The organism is Marinospirillum perlucidum, from assembly GCF_003336805.1.
In the GTDB taxonomy this organism is placed as follows: domain Bacteria; phylum Pseudomonadota; class Gammaproteobacteria; order Pseudomonadales; family Halomonadaceae; genus Marinospirillum; species Marinospirillum perlucidum.
This window is the reverse complement of sequence record NZ_QFWJ01000007.1, coordinates 13,553-33,202: the sequence shown is the minus strand read 5'-3', so window position 1 is coordinate 33,202 and position 19,650 is coordinate 13,553. Positions and strand designations below refer to the sequence as shown.

The 19,650-nt window shown below is 52.5% G+C and carries 16 protein-coding genes and 4 tRNA genes; 6 read left to right on the top strand and 14 right to left on the bottom strand.

The features are described 5' to 3' along the window. Window positions 1–116: 116 nt before the first annotated feature. From DFK18_RS09895 to DFK18_RS09880, 4 genes are all read right to left on the bottom strand, one after another. A complete protein-coding gene (locus DFK18_RS09895; RefSeq protein WP_342769756.1) occupies window positions 117–1,130 on the bottom strand; it encodes a metallophosphoesterase in 1,014 nt (337 codons plus the stop codon). After that, the gene (locus DFK18_RS09890) at window positions 1,130–2,020 is read right to left on the bottom strand and encodes an NAD(+) kinase (RefSeq protein ID WP_114418098.1); all 891 of its coding nucleotides are present in this window, start codon (window positions 2,018–2,020) and stop codon (window positions 1,130–1,132) included. Before DFK18_RS09890 ends, DFK18_RS09895 begins: the two co-directional genes overlap by 1 nt. Beyond that, window positions 2,020–2,532 carry an outer membrane beta-barrel protein gene (locus DFK18_RS09885; RefSeq protein ID WP_162299749.1) on the bottom strand — a complete coding sequence of 171 codons (513 nt, stop codon included), beginning with the start codon at window positions 2,530–2,532 and terminating at the stop codon, window positions 2,020–2,022. The genes DFK18_RS09890 and DFK18_RS09885 overlap by 1 nt, the downstream gene beginning before the upstream one ends. Before the next feature lie 71 nt (window positions 2,533–2,603). After that, the gene (locus DFK18_RS09880; RefSeq protein WP_114418096.1) at window positions 2,604–3,488 is read right to left on the bottom strand and encodes a carboxylate/amino acid/amine transporter; all 885 of its coding nucleotides are present in this window, start codon (window positions 3,486–3,488) and stop codon (window positions 2,604–2,606) included. Window positions 3,489–3,621: 133 nt separating this feature from the next. Here DFK18_RS09880 and DFK18_RS09875 point away from each other — a divergent pair, with 133 nt between their 5' ends. The 4 genes from DFK18_RS09875 to gshA all read left to right on the top strand — a co-directional run bounded on the left by DFK18_RS09875 (window position 3,622) and on the right by gshA (window position 8,141). Then, a complete protein-coding gene (locus DFK18_RS09875; RefSeq protein WP_114418095.1) occupies window positions 3,622–5,064 on the top strand; it encodes a dihydrolipoyl dehydrogenase in 1,443 nt (480 codons plus the stop codon). Window positions 5,065–5,067: 3 nt separating this feature from the next. Then, window positions 5,068–5,484, top strand: a complete 417-nt coding sequence (locus tag DFK18_RS09870) for a CBS domain-containing protein (RefSeq protein ID WP_114418094.1) — start codon at window positions 5,068–5,070, stop codon at window positions 5,482–5,484. Window positions 5,485–5,638: 154 nt separating this feature from the next. After that, window positions 5,639–6,349 (top strand): SapC family protein, encoded by a 711-nt coding sequence (locus DFK18_RS09865; protein WP_114418093.1) that lies wholly within the window; start codon window positions 5,639–5,641, stop codon window positions 6,347–6,349. 196 nt (window positions 6,350–6,545) lie between these two features. Then, a complete protein-coding gene (gene gshA / locus DFK18_RS09860; RefSeq protein WP_114418092.1) occupies window positions 6,546–8,141 on the top strand; it encodes a glutamate--cysteine ligase in 1,596 nt (531 codons plus the stop codon). Between the two features lie 48 nt (window positions 8,142–8,189). On the opposite strand, the gene DFK18_RS09855 is transcribed toward gshA, so the two are convergent. Beyond that, window positions 8,190–10,214, bottom strand: coding sequence for an NADPH-dependent 2,4-dienoyl-CoA reductase (locus tag DFK18_RS09855; RefSeq protein ID WP_114418091.1), 2,025 nt, complete (start codon window positions 10,212–10,214; stop codon window positions 8,190–8,192). 217 nt (window positions 10,215–10,431) lie between these two features. Here DFK18_RS09855 and DFK18_RS09850 point away from each other — a divergent pair, with 217 nt between their 5' ends. Then, window positions 10,432–11,640: an ABC transporter substrate-binding protein gene (locus tag DFK18_RS09850; RefSeq protein WP_114418090.1), complete on the top strand. Its 1,209-nt coding sequence runs from the start codon at window positions 10,432–10,434 to the stop codon at window positions 11,638–11,640. 266 nt (window positions 11,641–11,906) lie between these two features. On the opposite strand, the gene DFK18_RS09845 is transcribed toward DFK18_RS09850, so the two are convergent. The 9 genes from DFK18_RS09845 to DFK18_RS09805 all read right to left on the bottom strand — a co-directional run bounded on the left by DFK18_RS09845 (window position 11,907) and on the right by DFK18_RS09805 (window position 17,724). Next, a complete protein-coding gene (locus DFK18_RS09845) occupies window positions 11,907–13,187 on the bottom strand; it encodes an MgtC/SapB family protein (protein ID WP_114418089.1) in 1,281 nt (426 codons plus the stop codon). Window positions 13,188–13,238: 51 nt separating this feature from the next. Further along, window positions 13,239–14,531, bottom strand: a complete 1,293-nt coding sequence (locus DFK18_RS09840) for a branched-chain amino acid ABC transporter permease (protein ID WP_114418088.1) — start codon at window positions 14,529–14,531, stop codon at window positions 13,239–13,241. Further along, window positions 14,531–15,535 carry a branched-chain amino acid ABC transporter permease gene (locus tag DFK18_RS09835; RefSeq protein ID WP_114418087.1) on the bottom strand — a complete coding sequence of 335 codons (1,005 nt, stop codon included), beginning with the start codon at window positions 15,533–15,535 and terminating at the stop codon, window positions 14,531–14,533. The genes DFK18_RS09840 and DFK18_RS09835 overlap by 1 nt, the downstream gene beginning before the upstream one ends. Before the next feature lie 31 nt (window positions 15,536–15,566). Beyond that, the gene (locus DFK18_RS09830) at window positions 15,567–16,271 is read right to left on the bottom strand and encodes an ABC transporter ATP-binding protein (RefSeq protein ID WP_114418086.1); all 705 of its coding nucleotides are present in this window, start codon (window positions 16,269–16,271) and stop codon (window positions 15,567–15,569) included. 30 nt (window positions 16,272–16,301) lie between these two features. Beyond that, window positions 16,302–17,087 carry an ABC transporter ATP-binding protein gene (locus DFK18_RS09825; protein WP_114418085.1) on the bottom strand — a complete coding sequence of 262 codons (786 nt, stop codon included), beginning with the start codon at window positions 17,085–17,087 and terminating at the stop codon, window positions 16,302–16,304. 241 nt (window positions 17,088–17,328) lie between these two features. Beyond that, window positions 17,329–17,404: transfer RNA gene (locus DFK18_RS09820), tRNA-Val, on the bottom strand. A gap of 20 nt (window positions 17,405–17,424) precedes the next feature. Beyond that, window positions 17,425–17,501, bottom strand: a tRNA-Asp gene (locus DFK18_RS09815). 37 nt (window positions 17,502–17,538) lie between these two features. Further along, a tRNA-Asp gene (locus tag DFK18_RS09810) sits at window positions 17,539–17,615 on the bottom strand. 33 nt (window positions 17,616–17,648) lie between these two features. Continuing rightward, a tRNA-Val gene (locus DFK18_RS09805) sits at window positions 17,649–17,724 on the bottom strand. Between the two features lie 489 nt (window positions 17,725–18,213). Between DFK18_RS09805 and ccoN the strand changes: the two genes are divergently transcribed. After that, complete coding sequence (gene ccoN / locus DFK18_RS09800) at window positions 18,214–19,635, top strand: cytochrome-c oxidase, cbb3-type subunit I (protein WP_114418084.1); 1,422 nt, start codon at window positions 18,214–18,216, stop codon at window positions 19,633–19,635. The last annotated feature ends 15 nt before the right edge of the window (window positions 19,636–19,650 follow it).

Genomic DNA, 19,650 nt, shown 5'->3' with positions numbered 1-19,650 from the left:
ATTCAGCTGGGTTTCCGGCAAAAAAATGGCGACACCAGGGTCGCCAAAGCAGGGAACATCATGAGGTAACTACACCTGCTTGGAAAAACGAATTATACGGAAGTTCCCCAAGGCTTTCAGATTTTCTGGTTTTTTTCAGCGGTCATTTCCGCCCTGAGTTCATCCATGGGTGGGAATTCGTCCCGCTGGACCTCAACCCAGACAAACTTGCCTGCATCCAGGCTGGCCTCACCATCATAACGATAGGCCACCAGACGGCCATATTTGACCGCACTATAATCGAGACAGGCCAGGTTGGGACGGATAATACTGGGAAAACCCTGGCACCAGTAGTGACCGAAGAAGAGTTTCTTTTCATCCGGGGCATAGTAGCTGAGATAATGGCGCTCTTCTTCGCTCAAACGCCGACTCTCCAGCTCGGGACTCAAGCGATCGGGCTGAAAGAGCACATCGCCCCAGGTTCGTGGCTGATCCACCCAGTAGCTGGTTCGAAAGCGATCACGTACAAAGCCATCACCGCTTTTTTGCGTAACCCCTTCCGGCAGTCGCAGCCAGGTTCCCCGCGTACAACGGTCCACCACCTTGAATTCAAAACTGCCAGGACGGGCTGAATCCAGAAAAAACTCCGGTGTCATGCAGGCGTCCGGATACTTGGCCAGAAAAGGGTCCATGACCTCCCGATCCCAACAGGCATGCACAACGCGAAAATCTTCGACTTCCAGAGCCAGGGGAAGGCTATGAAACCATTGCAGAAATGCCTGCCATTCCTGCGGATAAGCGGCAAACTGATCCAGCGTTTCTTGGATCACTCGCTGGTGGCGGGGGTTATGAGGACGCAGCGGTTGCCCTTCGGCATCCCGGGTAAAATAAGCCAGGGCATTGTATTCATGATTTCCCAGAACCATGAGGGCCGTTCCTGCCTCCAGCATGGCATGAACATCATGCAAGGCCTGGCGAATTCGCGGACCCCGGTCAACAATATCACCAACGAAAATCACCTGGCGCCCCTGAGGATGCCGCCAGGCTCCACCCTGATGCCGGTATCCCATCAGCTGCAGCAGATGCCTGAGGGTATTACCACACCCGTGCACATCGCCAATGAGATCATAGCCACGCATACGTAAACTCACTAGTAATTACTATGCTGAGAATTCCAGCCCAGTTTACTGCGGCAGATCTGGTAGAAGTCATGACCCAGAGGATGAATCAGCTTGAGTTTGTGGGGTTTTTTACGGATATAAATCACATCGCCCGGCTTGGTCACCAAATGGGTCTGGCCATCACAGGAAACATGCGGATAGGTTTCGTTGGTCTCGGTAATCAGGATTTTGATTTCGCTATTACCGTCCACAACGATGGGGCGGCTGGACAGGGTGTGGGGGAACATGGGCACCAACACCAGAGCATCCAGCTTGGGATGCATAATGGGGCCACCCCCAGAAAGGGCATAGGCGGTAGAACCCGTCGGAGTAGCTACGATCAGACCATCGGAACGCTGGTTGTAGACAAACTGGCCTTCAATGTAGAGATCAAACTCGATCATACGGGCTGATTTACCCGGATGCAGGACGACATCATTCAGTCCGTCAGCCGAACCGATAGGTTCTCCCTCGCGCATGACTTCAGCATCAAGAAGAAAACGCCTTTCCGAGGTGTATTTGCCAGCCAGGACTTCTTCAACACGGCTTTCCAGCTCATCGGGACTGATATCGGTAAGAAAACCCAAACGCCCCCGGTTAACACCCAGAACAGGAACACCTGTTCGGGCCATGGCTCTGGCCGCGCCCAGCAAACTGCCATCCCCTCCCACAACAATCACCAGGTCACAAATCTCGGCCAGCATCTTGCGATTGGCTTCCTGAAAACCGTGACCGAGAAGCACTGTCGCCGTACGATCTTCAACAATAATCTGGTAATTATTGTCATCCAGGTAACGCATCAAACGCTTCAGGGTTTCTACCACCCGGGTGCTGCCTAGACGACCTATCAGGCCAATATTCTTAAAACCGGTTTTTTTCATCAGAATTTGTAGCCTGCGCCTAGAGTCAATGCATTCAAATTCGTGTCCACACCTTCAGCATCAGCGGTTAAATAGGACATATACTCAATACTGGCATAAGAGGAATAGGGCAGGTCAAACTCGAAACCCAAGCCATAGCCCCAGCCAAAGTCAGTGGTGCTGGTGTCACCATCGTTGAGGGAAACACTGGTCAATCCGACCTTGGCAAAGGGGGTAAAACCATTCAAGGGAAGGGTAAAACGCAGATAACCACCAAACAGCCAATCCATGGTGATTTCTTCTTCGGTGCTGCCGGCAATACCGAGTTGAGCCTCGGCACCCACAAAGGCATCCAGTTGCTGGCCGTAATGCAACTTGGCACCCATGGCCGAACCATCACCGTTATTCCACATATGCAGGCCACCACCGGCATAGCGGTAGACATCACTGTAATCGTCATAATAAGCCTGGGCCGGGGCAGCCACCAGCAGGACGGACAGGAGTAGACCGCCTGCGGCTATCCAGTGCTTCATCAAAAACTCCTTCATCGAATCTAGATGCTTTAGTCCCGATTAAACACTGAATAAAAACAGATTACCAGCCTTCAACCTGCGCGGGCTTCGATACGTGGCTTGACCCAGACTTCATTCACCACCAGGGCCAGCAGGATAATCAAGCCCCCCAGAATCAAACGCGGCAAATCCACATCCCGATTCCAGATCAAAAGGTTCACCAACAGGCCAGCGGGCACCAACGCATTGTTCATAATCGCCAAAGCACCAGCATCTACCAGGGTGGCTCCCTTGTTCCAGAGGAAGTAACCGGCCCCTGAAGCAACCAGACCTAGCCAGAGGAGGACACCCCATTGAGTCAGGCTGGAGGGCAGCTTATCCCAATTGCCAAATAACAGCATACCCAGTAGAGCCGTTAGGAAAGCCCCCAGGTAGAAATAGCCAAAGACTTCATGATGCTGCAGGTCTTCATTCTTCTCTTGCTGGTAAGCCAGCATCACCCGACGATAGGCCACCTGGCCGAAACCGAAACAGAGGTTGGCGGCCTGTACCAGCAGGAAACCGGCCACAAAATCCGCACTGATTTCGTTATAGCGAATCACCCCGGCCCCCACGACCGCCAGAAGGGCTGTTACCAGATACCAAGGGGTAAAACGCTGCTTCCAGAAATCATCCAGAAGCGTGATATAAACGGGTGTAAAGATGGTGAAGAGTACGACTTCAGGTACCGACAGAAGCGTAAAGGACTGATAAAAACAGATGTACATCAAACCCAATTGTACGGCCCCAATCAGCATCAGCTTGATGGCCAGGGCTGAGGGGATGCGGGCAAAACGCAACAGCGGCAAAAAAACCAGACTAGCCAGAAGTGTTCGCGTAAAAACAGCAAAATAGGCATCCACACTACCGGCCAGATAGACACCAATAAGACTAAAAGAAAAAGCCCAAAGCAGGGTAACGCCCCAGAGATAAGCCACTTGTTAACTCCCGAAGAAAATAAAGTTAACCAATTATAGTGATCCGGGAAAGTGACAACAAGCCAGGAACCTCTTTAATCCGTACCGCGAAGGCCTCATACTTGCACAGACACTAATATTGGGGAGGCCAAGCATGCAAGAATTCAAGGTAGATGTTGCCATTCTGGGTGCAGGAACAGCAGGGATGGGGGCTTACCATGCTGCTAAAAAAGCTGGTAAGAAAGTTCTGCTGATTGAAGGCGGCCCCTATGGCACCACCTGCGCCAGGGTCGGCTGCATGCCCAGCAAGCTTTTGATTGCAGCAGCAGAAACAGCACATCAAATGCAAAAGGCCGACCAGTTGGGCATCCAACTGAACGCTGGTTATCAGGTCGATGGTAAACGCGTCCTGGAACGCCTGCGCCGGGAAAGAGATCGTTTTGCTGCAGGGGCAGCCCAAACCGTTGAAAACTGGCCCAGCGAGGATCGCCTGCGCAGCTACGCTCATTTTATCGGCCCCAACGAGTTGGAGACCGATAACGGTGACCGTATCCATGCCACCAGTATCGTCATAGCAACCGGCTCGAGCCCAGCAATTCCCGAGCCCCTGCAAGCTGCTGCGGATCGCCTCATCACCACCGATGAAATCTTTGAATGGACTGATTTACCAGACTCAATCGCGGTTTTTGGTCCGGGTGTCATCGGTCTTGAACTAGGCCAGGCTCTCCATCGCCTAGGTGTGCGCATGCGCCTGTTTGGTCGCGGTGGCAAAATTGGCCCGCTGAGCGACCCCAAAATCCGCTCCTTGGCTGAAGAGCTATTCAACCAAGAGTTTTCATTACTCAGTGATGCTCAGGTCAGTCAGGTGAGTTTAGATGATCAGGGAGTCAAGATTCGTTTCACTCTGCCGGATGGCCAACAGAAAGAAGAATATTTTGATTATCTACTGGCAGCTACGGGTCGACGCCCCAACCTGGAAAACCTCAACCTGGATGTACTCAATCTGCAACTGGATAACCGGAAACAACCCCTGTTCAATCCCCAAACGGGCCAACTGAAAGATCACCAGGGCCAAGCACTACCCATCTTTATTGCTGGTGATGTAAATAACTATCGCCCCCTATTGCATGAGGCCAATGATGAAGGGCATCTGGCCGGAAAAAATGCTGCCACCTGGCCAGATATCAACGAGTATCCGCGACGCACACCTCTTGCCGTAGTTTTCAGCGACCCGCAAATTGCACTGATTGGCGAAACCCTGCCGGAACTGGAGAAGCGCCTGGGTACCGAGCAGCTGGCCATCGGTGAAGTCGACTTTACCAACCAGGGACGCTCGCGTGTCATGCTGGTTAACAAAGGCCTGCTAAGAGTCTATGCTAATAAAAAAGACGGCACTCTTTTGGGAGCAGAAATGCTGGGGCCAAGAGCAGAGCATCTGGCTCATCTTTTAGCCTGGTCCATTCAGCTTGGCATGACGCTGAATCAGCTTTTGGAATTACCTTTTTACCATCCGGTCATCGAAGAAGGTTTGAGAAGTGCTCTACGCTCGGCCGCAGCTCAGCTGGACACTCGCCATCAGGAAACAACAAGGAGATAAACCATGACACAACAAATTCTGGTCAAAGACGCCATGTCTTACGATAACTACACGGTTGAGGCCAACGCGAGTGTTGAAGAGGCGGCAGCCATCATGCAAAAGCACCAACTGCCGGGTGCCCCCGTAGTCAATGAGCGCAAGGAACTGGTCGGCTTCGTATCTGAACACGACCTTCTGCATCAAATGCTGGAATCCAGCTACCACAGTACCAGCAAAGCCAGCGTTCTGGATGTCATGCGCAAGGAAGTCTTTACCGTCAAGCCGGATGACAACATCATCGATGTTGCTGAAACCATGTCGCAACTGGATAAACCCAAACTCTATCCGGTGGTTTCTCATGGCAAGGTACTGGGCCTCATCACCCGAGGACTACTACTCAAGGCACTGATCAAAAGCCGTACCCAGGGTTCACGCGTATAACCTCCTGAATTCGGGGCAGGCAAATCCGGCCTGTCCCGGCTCCCCCAACATATTTACTGCATACTTCACCGGAATTATCCGGCCCCCCTTCTCTTTGCTGGCAGGGGTCAGTAGTATTCCTGCTACTCGCTTTTTTTAGACAGGATGTGACCTCATGGCTGAAGTGCTCTTTTACCAGAAAATAACCCCCGTCAATAAGGAAGAACACAAGTCCCACTTCCTCAAACCCTATGACAATGATTACAGCTTTGCCCGCAACACGCCCATCGTACCGCTAGCTGCCAGTGAATTTTTCAGTGCCTGTCGCCACTATCCAGTCCTCTTTTCCGGCGATACTGCCTCCCTGGTACCTGTGGCTATCCTGGGCTATACGGAAAAACAGAATATCTTTATCAATGACGCCAACCAGTGGCAAAAGAACACCTATATACCAGCGTTTATCCGCCGTTATCCTTTTATTCTGGCCAACTCCAATGATGCCTCGCAATTAACTCTCTGCTTTGATGATTCCTGGAAGGGGTTTAACACCGAAGGTGAAGGCGAGCCTCTGTTTAATGAACAGGGTGAAGAAGCAGAATACCTGAAAAAAGTACTGGGTTTCGTGGAAAGTGTTCACCAGGAAATGCAACGCACCCGCCCCTTTGTGGAAAAGCTGGTGGAACTGGAGCTTTTGGAAAAAAGGGATTTGCAAGTCACCCGGACCGAAGGCAACAGCTTTCTTCTCAAGGACTTTCGGGTGATTAACGAGGAAGCCTTCATGAAGCTGGAGGATGCCCAGGTGCTGGAATTCCACAATAAAGGCTGGCTACCCTGGGTCTATGCCCACCTGCTCTCCTTGTCCAACCTACAAACTCTGGGACAATAACCCGCCCTGCAGGGTGGCAAGGAGCGCTCGAGTCCTTGTCACCTGATAACCGCTTCTTGCAGTTAGACCCAAGAGTATAAGCCGGGGTTGTGACCCGGCTTGTTGTCGCTGCTGAAACTGGCTAAGATTCGCCCCATCAAGTCTCATTCCAATCTTTGGTATCCAGCAACTGCTAACCTGCAAAAAGGCAGCCTCAGTGACTCAAGAACTTCTTCAACGCCTGCACCAGCTTGAACCGGCCGCCCGTCAGGGGCTTTTTGATCATCTGCGCCGGGGGCTGGAAAAAGAAACCCTGCGCACGACCCCCGAAGGCAAGATCAGTCAGGCCGATCATCCCCGAGCGCTGGGATCCACCCTGACTCACCCGCATATCACCACGGATTACTCCGAAGCCCTGCTGGAATTTATTACCCCGGTCAGCAGCAGTCGGGAAAACTCTCTGGATTTTTTACTGGATCTTCACCGTTTCAGTCTGAGCCGCCTGGATCACCAGGAATTACTTTGGCCCGCCAGCATGCCCTGCAAGCTGGACGGTAATGCCAGTGTACGTATTGCAGAATTTGGTCAATCCAATGTGGGGCGCATGAAAGAGGTCTATCGTCAGGGTCTTGATTGGCGTTACGGCCGCATCATGCAGAGTATTGCCGGGCTGCATTACAACCTGTCATTTCCCGATGAACTCTGGCCACTCTTGGCAGAACTGGAAGGCCTGTCACCCGAGGCCGCGGACGCTGCCTGGCGCTCGGACAAGTATTTTGCCCTGATCCGCAATTTCAGGCGCTATTCCTGGCTGCTCCTTTACCTGTTTGGAGCCAGCCCGGCCGTGGACGACAGCTTCCTGGATGGCAAGCAAGATCATCCCCTGAGCCGGATCACGCCCGATACCCAGGGCGGCCCTGAGGCCACCAGTCTGCGCATGTCAGATTTGGGCTATCAAAATAAGATTCAGGCCAGCCTGAAAATCTGTTTCAACTCCCTGGATAATTACCTGAGCACCCTGGAAGAAGCCATTCATACCTCCCACCCGACCTACGAAAAAATCGGGGTCAAGGTAGATGGCGACTACCGCCAGCTGAACACTAATATCCTGCAGATTGAAAACGAATACTACAGTGATATCCGCCCCAAGCGGGTCACTCAAAGTGGCCAGAAACCCGGGGAAGCCCTGCGGGAAAAAGGCGTGGAATACATCGAAGTTCGCTGCCTCGATCTCAATCCCTTCATCCCCGGTGGGATCGACGCTGCCCAGATGCGCTTTTTGGACACCTTCCTGCTTTTCTGCCTGCTGGAAACCAGCCCCCAACTCAGCGATGAAGCCTGCAAGCAGGTAGAAATCAATAAACAGCGGGTTGTGAACCAGGGCCGACACCCGGATACCCGTATCTGGTGGATGAATGCCGGTAAAAGTGAAGAACTTCCCCTGCGCGAGGCCGCCACAGCTCTGCTGGAAGAATTACAAGCCGTAGCCCTGCTACTGGATAAGAGTCATCCAGAAGAAGCCCTTTTCTGCACGGCGCTGGAACAGCAACAGGCAAGGGTTGATGATGTCAGTCTGACCCCTTCGGCGCGTCTGATGGAGCTAATCAAGGAAACCGGAGGCCACCAAGCTGCTATCCTGCAGTTAGCGCGGGCACAAAGGGAGCAGCTTCTGACTTGCCCCATGAACAAAGCAAGGGAACAGCTTTTCAGTGAATTGACGGCCAGTTCTCTGCAACAGCAGGCAAGTCTGGAAGCTGAGGAACAAATGAGCTTTGACGACTATCTGGCGCAGTATTTTTCTAGCGGCGCCTGATCATTCGGGCAGCTTCAACCCGGTTCGACCGGGTTGAAGGCCTCGCAGCTACAGCTGAATGCCCAGTCGATAGCCCTGCTCAATTGCTCGTTTGGCATCCAACTCGGCGGCCACTTCCGCACCACCGATCAGATGGCTGGAAACCCCTTGGGCTTGCAACTGGGTATAGAGATCCTGGACCTCTTCCTGACCGGTACAGAGCACCACCTTGTCCACCGCTAGGCAGTGAACTTCTCCGTCCAGGCGTAGATGCAAGCCTTCATCATCAATCTTCAGGTACTCACAGCCTGCCAGCATCTTGACGTCATGCGCTTTAAGAGCTGCCCGGTGAATCCAGCCGGTGGTTTTCCCCAAGCCTTTACCCGGCTTGCTGCTTTTACGCTGCAAAAGGTAAACCTCGCGCGCGGCAGCAGGCTTTTCCGGTTGGGCCAGCCCACCCGGTTGACTGACGTCCAGATCCACGCCCCATTCCTTGAAAAACTCTTCCTTGCTCTGGGGTTCACCTCTTTCATGAACCTTGACCAACAATTCGGCAACATCAAAACCTATCCCGCCGGCCCCGAGAAGAGCGACCTGCTGACCCAGATTTTCCGGGTGGCGGATTGCTTCAGGATAGGTCACTACCTTGGGGTGATCGACGCCGGGAATAGCGGGAATTCGCGGAGTGACGCCCGTGGCTACCACTACTTCATCAAAACCCTTGAGTTGCTCGGCAGTTACTTGAGTATTCAATTTCAAGTCAACGCCAGTTAGCTCCACCTGCTTGCGGAAATACCTCAGGGTTTCACTAAATTCTTCTTTCCCGGGAATCTGACGGGCTAAATTGAATTGCCCACCAATTTCTGCAGCCTTCTCAAACAGAGTCACTTCATGCCCCCGGGAAGCCGCCTGGGTGGCACAGGAAAGGCCCGCCATGCCAGCACCGACCACGGCTATTTTCTTCGTTTGGGCAGCAGGTGCTGAAACCAGCTCGGTTTCATGACAAGCCCGCGGATTGACCAGACAGGACGTCACCTTGCCCATAAAAATCTGGTCCAGACAGGCCTGATTGCAGGCTATGCAGGTATTGATTTCATCGCTTTTATTAGCAGCCGCCTTGCTGACCCAGTGGGCATCCGCCAAAAAAGGGCGAGCCATGGAAACCATATCGGCATGCCCCTCAGCCAGTACCTCCTCGGCCACCTCCGGCATATTGATGCGGTTGGTGGTAATTAGCGGGATGTTGACTTCTTTTTTCATCCGCTGGGTTACCTGGGTAAAGGCAGCCCGGGGGACACTGGTGGCAATGGTGGGAACCCGGGATTCATGCCAGCCGATCCCCGTATTGATCAGGCTAGCGCCCGCTTTCTCAATGGCCTTGGCCAGGGTCACCACTTCTTCCCAATTACTGCCTTCTTCCACCAGATCAATCATGGAAAGGCGAAAGATGATAATAAACTTTTCGCCCACAGCAGCACGTACACGTTTTACCGCTTCAATTGCAAAACGGCTGCGGTTGGCAAAACTACCGCCCCAGCGGTCTTCACGTTGATTGGTTCTTAACGATAGAAACTGATTGATCAAATAGCCTTCACTGCCCATGATTTCCACGCCATCATAGCCAGCTTCCTGAGCCAAGCTGGATGCCTTCACATAAGCATCCAGCTGTTCTTCAACACCTTCATCCGTGAGTTCCTTAGGCGTAAACGGATTGATGGGAGCCTGAAGGGGCGAGGGAGCCACCAAATTGGGTGAATAGGCATAGCGACCGGTATGTAGAATCTGCATGCAGATTTTGCCACCAGCTGCATGAACAGCCTCGGTAACCTTGCGATGCTCGGCCGCTTCTTCGGGTGTGGTCATCTTGGCCGAGCCCTGAAAAACCACTCCGGCATCGTTAGGGGCAATACCACCGGTTACGATCAGGCCTACACCAGCGGCTGCCCTCTCGCCATAGAAGGCAGCCAGACGCTCGAAACCTCCCGGAGTTTCTTCCAGATTAGTATGCATGGACCCCATCAACACCCGATTTTTCAATTGAGTAAAGCCCAAATCCAGGGGGGCAAACACATGAGGAAAGGTCTCTTGACTCATTCTTTAGGCTCCTGCAACAGTTATTTTTATCAATTTTTCCAGTCTAACCCACTTCATATTCAAGCGCACGTTTGAAACGATCATGTGAATGACTCGTGAGTTCTTGCACTGCCCTAATGCCAATGCTAGAAATATTTTGACCTTGTTTTTCTTAAAAAAAGCTCTCAAGATTAACGAGGTTCAGGGAATACTTCGTAATAAAACAGAGAGAAGAATCATGATGAAAAAAACTTTACTGAGTCTGGGGCTGGCGACCGCCTCAGTCTTGGGTGCAGCCCAACTGCAAGCTGAAGTAAAAATCGGTTTTCTCGGCGGCTTTACCGGCCCGATCGAAGGCATGACCCCAGCAATTCACGAGGGTGCTCAACTGGCCCAGAATCAGGTCAACCAGCAAGGCGGCCTCTTGGATGGTCAGGAATTTGCCATGCCTACGGGTGATACCACCTGTGCCGACTCCTCTGCAGCCTCCAACGCAGCGGACCGTATGGTCAACTCGGAAAAAGTTACCGCTATCGTTGGTGCCCTCTGTACAGGTGCAACCCTGGCTTCTGCCAACAACGCGGGTATTCCCGGTGGCGTGGTCATGATTTCTCCAGCTTCCACGGCTCCGGCAGTGACCGCTATTGAAGATGACGACCTGGTTTTCCGTACCGTTCCTTCTGATGCCTTTCAGGGCGAAGCTCTGGCCCACCTGCTGATTAACAAGGGCATTGATGAAGTAGTCGCCACCTACGTCAACAATGACTATGGTCGTGGCCTGTCCGATCAGTTTGTGGAAACCTATGAGTCCCTGGGTGGCTATGTTGCCGACAACCTGGCTCACGAAGACAACCGCGCTGACTATCGTTCCGAGCTGGGCTCCCTCTCCTCTCACCTGGTCGATACTCTGGTCGTCTTTGCCTATGCCGATTCTTCCGGCCAGACCATTCTGCGTCAGGCGCATGAAAGTGGCTCCTTCTCCCAATACGTGGGCGTTGACGGCATGATCAGTGATAGCCTGATCGAAGCTCTGGGGGCTGATGTACTGGAAGGCATGATTGCCACACGTCCCGGTTCTCCTGATCTGCCCGGCACCGAGCTGTTTGAAACTGCAGCCCGTGAAGCCGGCCTGGACCCCAATGCCGTCTTTGCTGCCCAGGCTTACGATGCCGCCTTTATCCTGGCACTGGCAGTAGAGAAAAATGGCAGTGATGCGCGTGAAGGCCTATCTGATGCCGTTCGCTCTGTAGCCTCTGCTCCCGGTGAAGTCATTCTTCCTGGTGAGTGGGAAAAGGCCAAGCGACTCCTGGCAGAAGGCAAGGATATCAACTACGAAGGTGCTGCCGGTCGTCATGACTTTGACCAGAACGGCGACATCATGGGCGTTGTTGTGGAGATGGAAATCACTGATGGCGAACTGGTCACCAAGGACCAAATTGACTTCTAAGTCTTTTGCCTGAACCTGATACAGGGCCTATCGGCCCTGTATCCAGGCGTTTCGGATGCCTGTAAATACCCGACTAAAAAACCCTGTCCCGATTTTTAGCCCGCACACTAGCATGCCTAGCCTCTCCCCTCTGATCAGACCAACTGCATCTTAAGAAGCCTGCGTTAAACGTGATGAGTGCTGGCTAGGGCTGAATTCCTTCCTGATCAATCCCAGTACTTCCTACATCCATGTGGGTCGCCGAACAAGAGTTCATCAGAGGTTTCTTAAACCAACCAGGCGACCGCTAACCCGGCCATTAACGACAACGCCATGGGAGCAGCCACCTTCCAACCCAGGGTCACGCTTCCCAGAGAAATTGCCATACCGGCTTTGATGGCATTATTGACACTGGCAGCCAGAACAATAGCCAGAACAGCCGTGGCCTCGTCTATTCGATCCTGAGCCATGCGTGTCAGCGATAGCGTAATAGCATCCACATCGGCAATGCCCGAGGTGGCGGCCAGCAGATAGATGCCTGCACTGCCCAGGCTTTCCCGCAACCATTCACCCAACACCAGAATCAAGGTTAACAAGCCCCCGAAAACCACGGCTGAGGTGAGGTCCAGAGGATTCTGATTTAAGCTGGGCTGGCTGATTTTCAAATCTCTGTGAGTCGATCGCCAAATCCAGAAAGCGGGCAAATACAGTAGCAGCGTCATCACCAGCACCGGCAGCCAGAGTTGATCCAGCAAGGCAGGGTTAATCACCAGGGCATAAAGCAGGATACGGGGAAACATGGTGCCACAGGCCAGCAGGATTCCCGTAGCCAGAAGAGAAGACAGCTGAGGCGAATGCCGGGATTGGCGTGCAAAATGCAAGGTCAGGGCCGTCGAAGAACTCAGGCCGGCAAAAAGGCCGGTAAAGAGAATGCCTTTTTCGGCCCCGCCTACCCTCACGGCAAAGTAACCGACAAAGCTAACCGAAGCGATCAGTACCACCAGCCACCAGATTTCGTAGGGATTGAGAGCCCCACCTGGCCCCAGGTTCTGGTTGGGTAAGAGAGGGAGAAACACCACACTGATCAAAAGCAGCTTCAAGGCGGCATCCAGCTCATGAGCCTGGAGGTGATGCAGCAGCCCGTGTATTTCTTCCTTGTTATCCAGAATGATGGCAGTAATAACAGCACAAGCTGCCGCCAGCGCCGGATCCTGGGCCACAGCCAGAGCACCATAGCAATAGGTCAGCAAGAGCCCTATCAGGCTGGTGATGCTGTAATCCTGTATCTTCTCGGATTTGACCCGATAAGCCACCAGGCTGATGGCTACTACACCCAGAAAAATAACCGGCAAAATCCAGGCGCTCAGGCTATCACTCAAAAGAGCAGCGACCCCGCCCAAGAGTCCGACCAGCGAAAAGGTACGTATCCCGGCAATGCGCTCGCCGGATTGACGATCTCGGGCCACCCATCCCCGTTGCAACCCGATCAACATGCCTAGCAGGAGAGCAACCGCCAGACGGATACTGGCGTGGTTATCGGCAATCAACTGTTCGGTCAAACCTTCCATTCTGACCTCCGAGAAGAAAAAAACGGCCCCATGTAATGGAGCCGTTCAATTTTAACTGATGTGCTTGAGTTTTTCCGGCATCAAGCCCTTGGGGGCGTACCTCAGAACCAGAACTATCAGCAAACCGATAACAAAAACCCGGGCCTGAAGCGCACGACTGGATAAATTATCCGGTGCATCCCAGCCAAAAGCGCCGCTACCCAGATCAGCAAACAGCTGCATAATCCAAAGAGCGAGAGGCTCAGACATGACCCAGATAATATAAACCAGCAAGGCACCCAGAATGGTTCCCAGGTTATTACCCGGTCCACCCAGGATGACCATGACCAGTACCAGGAAGGTGTGGTTAAGCGGCAGATAACCGGTGGCATCAAAAATACCATTGAAACTGGTCAAAGCTCCGCCACCAATACCGATGAGTACACAGCCAAAGACAAAGACTTCCAGGCGGCGTTTTTCGATATTCTTACCCATGGCTCTTGCTGAAATCTCATTGTCGCGAATCGCCCGGATCATCCGGCCCCAGGGGGCGTTATAGGCTTTTTGCAAGAGATAGAAAATGGCCACGATCATGACTGCAGTAATGACCAGATAAAGCGACCTGGCCCAGATAAAGCCCAGTTCACCGGGTCCCGGCGTTGGCCAGGGAAGCGGCGAGACCGTTGCTGTTCCGCGAGTCAGCCAGTCGGCATTTTTCAGGAAAGCCTTGATGATCTCGGCAATCCCCAGGGTGGCAATGGCCAGATAATCACTGCGCAAGCCCAGACAGATATGACCGATAAAGTAGCCCACGACACCGGCCAGCAGACCCCCCATCAACCAGCCAATCCAGGCAGGCATACCCAGGCCACCGACAAAATCGACTTCCGACTCGATCGCGGAAGTCACTGGGTCAAACAGGGAACGGAAAACCATCCATACGATCAAGGCAAGAATTATAGTCAGGATCGTGCGCAGTTTCTTGGGCACCCCGAGACGGTGAACCTGGGAAACAGCCACCACCAGGGCAATACCGACCAGTCCCCAGAGAAAAGTTTGTCCCAGGCGTCCGGGCAGATCGGAATTCCAGAATTCGGTATTCACCGGCATGCTGAAAGACATGGCACAAAAACCGCCCAGGGCCACAAAACCCATAACACCCGCATTGAACTGCCCGCCATACCCCCACTGGATCGTCAGACCCAGGGCGATAATGGCGTAGCAAGCGGCTTCAACCAGCATGCGCAGGCTATAGGCATTGCCCTGACTTAAAAACACAAACAGGAGGGCGACAAGAACGAGAGCAGCCACTACCAGTTCGCGTAGTGGCAGATCAGGATATTTATCGAAAAGTTTGGCCAACATCAGATCACCTTCCCTTTAAAGATACCGGTAGGACGCCAGATGAGTACGACGACCAGAATAAAGAAGGGCACGACTATCTTGTACTCGGTGCCAACCAGAGAAAGGTTGCGGGGAATCTCCATCCATTCGGGAAACCAGTGGTTAATCGGGCGCAACAAAACGGACCAATTGAAGACCGACAGGGTTTCGGCATAGCCCACCAGAAATCCCCCTGCAATCGCACCGTAGGGATGGCCTACGCCACCCACGATAGCAGCAGCAAAGATCGGTAGCAGGAGGAAGAAACTGAGATCAGGACTAAGACTGACATCCAAGGACAGGAAGGTGCCCGCTGCCGCAGCCAGACAACCGGCCAGAACCCAGGTGACCATCACGACCTTATTGGTATCTATCCCTGAAACCCGGGCCAAATCAGGGTTGTCCGACATGGCGCGCATGGCTTTACCCATGCGGGTACGATTGAGGAATAAATGCAGACCAAAAACAGCAAGAATGGTGAAAACAATCAACAGAATCTGGGGTTCGGTAATAACCAGAGGGCGGGAAGCCAAATCTCCAGGCAGATCCAGACGAAAAATTGCTTTGCTTTCCTCGATGTAGAGACTACGTGAACTGGTACCGGCAAAGAGCCGGATAATCCCCTGCAGCATCAGGGTAACACCCAGGGAAGCTATCACGATCACGATGGGTTTAACCCCATGTTCTCTCAACGGCTTGTAAAAAGCCTTGTCAATTCCAATCGCCAGTACCGAGGTTGCCAGCATTGCCAGAGGCAACATCAATAAAGGTGTAGGAATCCCCAGGGCCGCTCCGGCACCTGGAAACAGGGCGGTAAGAAAGAAAACGATCAGGGCACCAAAGGTCATCTGGTCGGCATGGGCAAAATGCGCAAAGCGCATAATACTGAAAACCAGGGTGACACCCACTGCGCCTATGGCATAGATGGATCCTGCCACAGCACCGGATATCAGAGCTTTATTGATAAAAAAGACCAACTCGTTCAAGGTTCTATCTCCCGTGGTTAGGGGCAGGACATTAACCACCCAGAAAGCTTTTGGCTACTTCCGGGTCATTGAGCAGATTGTGTCCACTGTCGGTATAAAGATTTTGACCGGAGGCCAGAACAAACCCCTTGGTCGCGATTTCCAAAGCCTGTTTGGCATTCTGCTCCACCATAAGAACACCAACACCGGCCTTATTGATTTCTACTATGCGATCAAAGATTTCCTGCATGTAGAGCGGTGAAAGACCCGCCGTGGGTTCATCCAGCAGTAACAGTGTCGGTTCGGTCATCAGGGCTCGCCCCATGGCAACCATTTGCCGCTGACCGCCGGACAACTCACCTGCAGGCTGTTTGCGTTTTTCTTTTAGAGGAGGAAAGAAACCATAGATTTTTTCCAGCATCCGGGCTGTTTCCTGGGGTTTGATGTAAGCCCCCATCTCCAGATTCTCTTCTACCGTCATGCTGGGAAAAATATTCTTTTCCTGGGGAATAAAGCCCATCCCCAACTCAACCAGCTTGTTGGGTGCCAGGTTGGCAATGGATTGGCCCCTTAGCTGGATATCACCGCCATTTACTTCTACCAGACCAAAAATGGCTTTAAGCATGGTGGATTTACCCGCCCCGTTGGGGCCTACAATCACGCCGATGTCTTCCTTGTCGATGGCCATATCCACGCCCTTGAGGATATTCATTCCACCGTAGCCACCCTCAACCTGGGTTGCATTCAGTAACGACATTGTTGAATTTCTCCGATTGGTTGCAGCAGCTTAGCCCGCCTTTCCGAAGTAGGCTTCCACTACTTCCTGGTTATTGCGTACCTCTTCGATGCTTCCCTCCATCATCACCTCACCCTGGGCAAGAACGATGACGGGATCACATAGGCGAGCAATCATGTCCATATCATGTTCGATTACCAGGAAGGTGTAGCCCAGTTCCTGGTTAAGACGTTCAATATTGCTGACCAGGTCAACAAGCAGGGTACGGTTTACCCCGGCTGCGATCTCGTCCAGCAAAACCACCTTGGCATCGGTCATCATCGTTCGACCCAGCTCCAGCAGTTTTTTCTGCCCACCAGAGAGGTTGCCAGCCAATTCATTCTTGACGTGGCCCAGGTTGACGAAATCTATGACTTCCAGAGCCCGACGACGAACCTCTTCTTCCTGGGCATGAACCCGTCCGGGCTTCAGCCAGGTGCTAAAGAGGTTTTCACCTTCCTGCGCAGGAGGAACCATCATCAGGTTTTCCAGAGCAGTCATATGAGAAAATTCGTGAGCAATCTGAAAGGTTCGCAGCAGACCCTGATGAAAAAGCTGATCAGGTGCTTCGTGAGTAATATCACGCCCTTCCATCAAGACCTGTCCGGAATCCTCTTCCAGGGTTCCGGCAATAATATTGAAAAGAGTACTCTTGCCCGCACCATTGGGACCAATCATGCCAGTAATCGAACCCTTAGCCACATCCAGAGAGCAGTCATTGATCACCTGGAGGCCGCCAAAAGCCTTGCTGACATTCTTGACCTCTATGATAGGCCTTTCTTGTGTTTGAGCTTGCATCCTACCCCCGCCAGATACGTGCAGCAGTCATGAATTGGATCTTGAATTTAAACCAAGGTCGCATTCTAGCGGCATCATTGCCCCACCACAACTGAACCTCGGCAGAGGCTAAAAAATGGGCGCAGAAAGATACCAGTTCAATGACTATAGCAGCTAATTCCTGACCGACCGGTCAGTAGAACACTAAAAAGAGAGACTGGAGATAGACTTGCAGGATATAGAGGAGACTTGCTACTGAGTATGGTGGGTGGTACTGGGTTCGAACCAGTGACCCCCAGCTTGTAAGGCTGGTGCTCTCCCAACTGAGCTAACCACCCGAAGACAAGAAGACAGTAAATGGCGGACCGGACGGGACTCGAACCCGCGACCTCCGGCGTGACAGGCCGGCATTCTAACCAACTGAACTACCGGTCCGCAGCATACTACTGCATCTTGGGGGGAGAAGTTTAAGTGGCGGACCGGACGGGACTCGAACCCGCGACCTCCGGCGTGACAGGCCGGCATTCTAACCAACTGAACTACCGGTCCGCATCAAACTTCACTTCCAAGGAAGCACATGATTGGTGGGTGGTACTGGGTTCGAACCAGTGACCCCCAGCTTGTAAGGCTGGTGCTCTCCCAACTGAGCTAACCACCCCGCTCATGTGGCTGCGCATTCTACAGGCTTTTTCATGGCTGTCAATTTCTTTTTTAACTTTTTTTCTGATTTTTTTCAGCCGATTGCATTCCTCTATAGAGATAAGTTTTGTCCCGAATTCAGACCCCTATTCAAGGGTCATGGAACTTTTACTATTGCGAAAGATCACAAGAGCGTCAGGTAGTGAATCCCCACTTGCAGTTACGCCTTTAAACAAGAGGTAAACCAAGCAAAACAACAACTTAAAACTTTAGTCGATGAGGCCGTTTGTCGCATCAACCTAAGTTGTTGTTTTCTATGCATAAACACCTCCAATCAGTCACTCTTATTCGCATTTTCCCTTTTAATCAGCACACTTAGGTTCAGGTCATTCTAGCTCTGAGTTAGAATGATCGTGATCCATTGACATGTATCATGGCTGGGGAATCCCAGCTGCTGGAAACTTGGCGCTGGATTCCTCCAACTAAACTGCTGTAATGGGAACCTGACATGAGCACAGCAATTGAACACCCAACCTATAACTACAAGGTGGTTAAGCAATTTGCCATTATGACCGTGGTCTGGGGTATCGTCGGCATGCTTGTCGGCGTCTGGATCGCGGCCCAACTGGCATGGCCCGCACTTAACTTTGACCTTCCTTGGACTAGTTTCGGACGCTTGCGTCCGCTGCACACCAACGCAGTAATCTTTGCGTTTGGTGGTTCCGCACTTTTTGCCACCTCCTACTATGTGGTTCAGCGCACCTGCCAAACCCGACTCCTGTCGGATGGCCTGGCTGCCTTTACCTTCTGGGGCTGGCAACTGGTAATTGTACTGGCTGCCGTTACTCTTCCACTGGGTCTGACTCAGGGTAAAGAATACGCCGAGCTGATCTGGCCAATCGATGTCCTGATCACTCTGGTATGGGTTGCCTATGCCATTATCTTCCTGGGCACCATCTACAAGCGTAAAACCTCTCACATTTATGTGGCCAACTGGTTCTTCGCTGCCTTCATCCTGACCGTGGCTGTTCTGCACCTCGGTAACAGCATGGCACTGCCCACTTCCTTCCTCCACTCCTACTCCATCTATGCCGGTGCTACCGATGCGATGATGCAGTGGTGGTATGGTCACAACGCAGTAGGCTTCTTCCTGACCGCTGGCTTCCTGGGCATGATGTACTACTTCGTACCCAAGCAGGCTGAGCGTCCTGTTTACTCCTACCGCCTGTCGATCGTGCACTTTTGGGCACTGATCTGTGTTTACATGTGGGCCGGTCCTCACCACCTGCATTACACTGCTCTGCCTGACTGGGCTCAGTCTCTGGGTATGATCATGTCTCTGATTCTGCTGGCTCCTTCCTGGGGTGGCATGATCAACGGTATGATGACTCTGTCCGGTGCCTGGCACAAACTGCGTACTGACCCAGTTCTGCGCTTCCTGGTGGTATCTCTGTCCTTCTACGGCATGTCCACCTTCGAAGGCCCCATGATGTCCATCAAGACAGTTAACGCTCTGTCTCACTACACAGACTGGACTATCGGCCACGTACACGCAGGCGCTCTGGGCTGGGTTGCTATGATTTCCATCGGCTCCATCTACCACTTGATTCCCAAGCTCTTCGAACGCAAGGAAATGCACTCTGTTGGCCTGATCAACGTGCACTTCTGGCTGTCTACTGTAGGTACCGTTCTCTACATCGCTTCCATGTGGGTCAACGGCATCATGCAGGGTCTGATGTGGCGCGCAGTTAATGCTGATGGCACCCTCATGTATACCTTCATCGAATCAGTTGAAGCTAGCCATCCCGGCTATATCGTTCGCTGGCTTGGTGGCGCTCTGTGGCTCTTGGGTATGCTACTGATGGCCTACAACGTTTTCATGACTGTTAAAAGCACTGCGTCTGAAAAAGCCGCTGCACAGACAGCCTAAGCGAAGGGGTTATCT

Bases quoted from the DNA above. Each gene is read 5' to 3' on its own strand.
- DFK18_RS09875 (WP_114418095.1), top strand. From the start codon at position 3,622: ATGCAAGAATTCAAGGTAGATGTTGCCATTCTGGGTGCAGGAACAGCA.
- DFK18_RS09850 (WP_114418090.1), top strand. From the start codon at position 10,432: ATGATGAAAAAAACTTTACTGAGTCTGGGGCTGGCGACCGCCTCAGTC.
- DFK18_RS09890 (WP_114418098.1), bottom strand. From the start codon at position 2,020: ATGAAAAAAACCGGTTTTAAGAATATTGGCCTGATAGGTCGTCTAGGC.
- DFK18_RS09870 (WP_114418094.1), top strand. From the start codon at position 5,068: ATGACACAACAAATTCTGGTCAAAGACGCCATGTCTTACGATAACTAC.
- DFK18_RS09855 (WP_114418091.1), bottom strand. From the start codon at position 10,214: ATGAGTCAAGAGACCTTTCCTCATGTGTTTGCCCCCCTGGATTTGGGC.
- DFK18_RS09825 (WP_114418085.1), bottom strand. From the start codon at position 17,087: ATGCAAGCTCAAACACAAGAAAGGCCTATCATAGAGGTCAAGAATGTC.
- DFK18_RS09840 (WP_114418088.1), bottom strand. From the start codon at position 14,531: ATGTTGGCCAAACTTTTCGATAAATATCCTGATCTGCCACTACGCGAA.
- DFK18_RS09885 (WP_162299749.1), bottom strand. From the start codon at position 2,532: ATGAAGCACTGGATAGCCGCAGGCGGTCTACTCCTGTCCGTCCTGCTG.
- DFK18_RS09865 (WP_114418093.1), top strand. From the start codon at position 5,639: ATGGCTGAAGTGCTCTTTTACCAGAAAATAACCCCCGTCAATAAGGAA.
- DFK18_RS09830 (WP_114418086.1), bottom strand. From the start codon at position 16,271: ATGTCGTTACTGAATGCAACCCAGGTTGAGGGTGGCTACGGTGGAATG.
- DFK18_RS09845 (WP_114418089.1), bottom strand. From the start codon at position 13,187: ATGGAAGGTTTGACCGAACAGTTGATTGCCGATAACCACGCCAGTATC.
- ccoN (WP_114418084.1), top strand. From the start codon at position 18,214: ATGAGCACAGCAATTGAACACCCAACCTATAACTACAAGGTGGTTAAG.